Annotated in this window: 4 protein-coding genes; all 4 read right to left on the reverse strand. The window is 33.8% G+C overall.

Annotation, left to right across the window (positions count from 1 at the left end; translation table 4 throughout):
* Window positions 1-28: 28 nt before the first annotated feature.
* Window positions 29-1,027: a hypothetical protein gene (locus tag A6V39_RS00205; RefSeq protein ID WP_187149654.1), complete on the reverse strand. Its 999-nt coding sequence runs from the start codon at window positions 1,025-1,027 to the stop codon at window positions 29-31.
* A 49-nt stretch (window positions 1,028-1,076) separates the two neighbouring features.
* Window positions 1,077-1,532: a hypothetical protein gene (locus A6V39_RS00210; RefSeq protein WP_187149655.1), complete on the reverse strand. Its 456-nt coding sequence runs from the start codon at window positions 1,530-1,532 to the stop codon at window positions 1,077-1,079.
* A gap of 43 nt (window positions 1,533-1,575) precedes the next feature.
* The gene (locus A6V39_RS00215; protein WP_187149656.1) at window positions 1,576-2,193 is read right to left on the reverse strand and encodes a hypothetical protein; all 618 of its coding nucleotides are present in this window, start codon (window positions 2,191-2,193) and stop codon (window positions 1,576-1,578) included.
* 2 nt (window positions 2,194-2,195) lie between these two features.
* A partial coding sequence (locus A6V39_RS00220) for a hypothetical protein (RefSeq protein WP_187149657.1) occupies window positions 2,196-2,637 on the reverse strand: 442 nt, incomplete at its 5' end.

A 2,637-nucleotide genomic window follows, 5' to 3' on the forward strand; every position in this document is an offset into this window, starting at 1 on the left:
AGCTTGCTTAAGCTTGCTGGTAGTTTCATTAATTATTTAAATCAATTAATCCTTCAAGTTCTGATGAAAATTTGGATAATTCACTTTTCAAATCTTCCAATTTTCTTATTTCTTCGTCTGAATATTGTTTAACGTTTTCGCCTAAATTGTGTATGCCTTCTTCTCCTCCAAATTTATGAGAACTAGAAACATCTGGCAATTCATTGTTTGAATCATTATCTTCTGAAGTTTCATTAGTTAAACCTTTAGAAGTTTCGTTGTTGTCCTCTAATGAGTTTACCACTTTCGGATTATCTTTTGAATCAAACCCTTCATTGCCTTTATCTTGCGGAATTTGCTCTAGTGAATCATTTTTCTCCCCTCTAGATTCAGAGTTTTTCTTTTTTTCATCATCACTAGGTAAACTTGATTTATCATCTTGTTGATCTTGATCTCCTTGGGGATCTTTTGTTAATTCAACATCTGAAGGTTTTGATTGTGGTTCTGGTGGTGTAAATTCAGAAGTAAGTAATTTAACGTCTGACAAAGGTCCATCATCTGAATTGACAATGTCTTCAGCAAGATTTACATCATTATCTAAATTATTTTCGTCATGACTCTTAGTTGGGTGTTGGTCAGAAGTAGGAGAAACAGATTCTTGAGGAGTATCTAAATCCTGACCGGTATCTCCATCTACTTTTTCACTATTTTGTTGTAAATTAATTTTTTCAGAAACATCTCCTCCACCTAATTGTTTTCCTTTTCCTAAATCCCCATTTTTCTCTTTCAATATTTTTTCAATTTGTTCGGCTTGTTCTGTACTAATAGAAGTTAGTTCTTTTGCATCTCCTTCTTTGGAGTAGAAAAGCTTTCTTTCCTCATGTTTTTCATCTGGACTTACAAAATCATTTAGTTCTTGATCTTCATTATCTCTAGTCTTATCTAGATCTGTCTTACGAAAAGATACTAAAGAAGACGTAACTATAGTTGCCGCAGTTGCTGTAGCAACAGGCAACGCAATCTTTAAGAACTTAATTAAAGGAAACATACTAAATCTCTTTTAAGTAGCTATTCTAATTTCCTTAATTTTCAAAAACTTATTGCTTTTTCTGACCAAAAAACTGTTTCAATATCTCTACAACTGTACCACCATTAGATTTGAAAGCTCTTCTTCCTCCCTTAGGTTGTTGATGATCTTGTTGTTTTTGTGATTCTTGCTGCTGTTTCTCTTGTTGATTTTCATCACTATTAGAATCACCACCTTCCTGTTTGTCATCTTCATCAGTTGCTTCCTGCTGATCCTGATTAGATTGTATTTCAGGCTCTGGAGGAGAAGGGGGTTCTTCAGGTACTGGAGGCTTTTCTGGTTCGGGCTCCTTTAGTTCATCTTGATAATCAGTTTTTTGTATATCTTCAACTGCATCAACCTTTAATATCTCAGAAGATAAAGGATTTGATTCAGTTAGTAATTTAATGGTTATTAGAACAGAAGATCCAACGACAACAACCGGAAAGAGTGATTTTAGCTTGCTTAAGCTTGCTGGTAGTTTCATTAAATAAACTTATACTAGACTGGTAATACTTATTTTTTTATTATTATTGGACTGCCTTACAATATTCTTTACTATTATTGAAATCAATTGTTTCACCTAAATAAACAGATTCTCCCACTTCTTTACACCAAGCACTAACTTCTTCTGCTAAAGATTTATTCTTTTTATTATCAGGATATTTCTTCAAAATAGCATCCAGTTTAGGAGAAATAGCTTTATTCCCTGCACTACTAATCTTACTTGCTATCTTCTCTGCTTGAACATCTGTAGTAAAATCACTAACTCACGCGTTCCCTAAAACATCTTTATTAGTTTTTGTACAGTACTTCTTAAAATCATCTTCATCCTTATCACTATTACTAATAAACTTTAAAGAATAAAATTCACCGCATGCTTTTCTTATTGATTGCAAACTAGGATTCTTTTTTGCACTCTTCAATAATTCGCTACTTCCAGTTACTTCATTATTTTTCAAAACTTCCAATCTAGCATTTCACAAAGCATCATCACCATTAAGATCAAAAAATGCTAATTTGTAATCTTCAAAAGAACGAGGCACTCCTGATCTACCAGAATTATATTGATAAACACAATATACTCCTCCACTTGCTAAAGTAGCTGATGCAACAGAAATCATTGATGCCTTGCCTAGTAAAGCCATATCTATTTCTTATCTCCGCCTAAGAGTTTCTTTAGTAAACCAGGAATTAACCCTTGCCCAAATCTCCTTCCTCCTGAAGGTTTCTTCTCTTGTTTTTCATCTTTTTGTTCTTTAGATTCTTGTTCATTTTGCTCCTCTGTTGTCGCATCATCATTTTCTTCTTCTTTTTGTTGTGTATCCTCTTCTGGTGGTTCTGGAGAAGAATCTTCTTGATCTTTAACCGGTTCTTGTTCTGCAGAATCCTTTTCTTCTGGTTCTTCTTTATCCTCTACCGGAGGTTCAAGCTTATCTTCATACTTAGTATCTAAAATATCCTCTTCTGCAGAAACTTTAATTAACTCTGTCGCAGTTGGGGCACCCTCTGTCAATAACTTAATAGTTATTGCTACAGAGGCGCCAACAACTATTACTGGAAATAATGATTTCAGCTTGCTTAAGCTTGCT

The sequence above is a fragment of the Candidatus Mycoplasma haematobovis genome (genome assembly GCF_001645765.1).
Classification (GTDB): domain Bacteria; phylum Bacillota_I; class Bacilli_A; order Mycoplasmatales; family Mycoplasmoidaceae; genus Eperythrozoon_B; species Eperythrozoon_B haematobovis.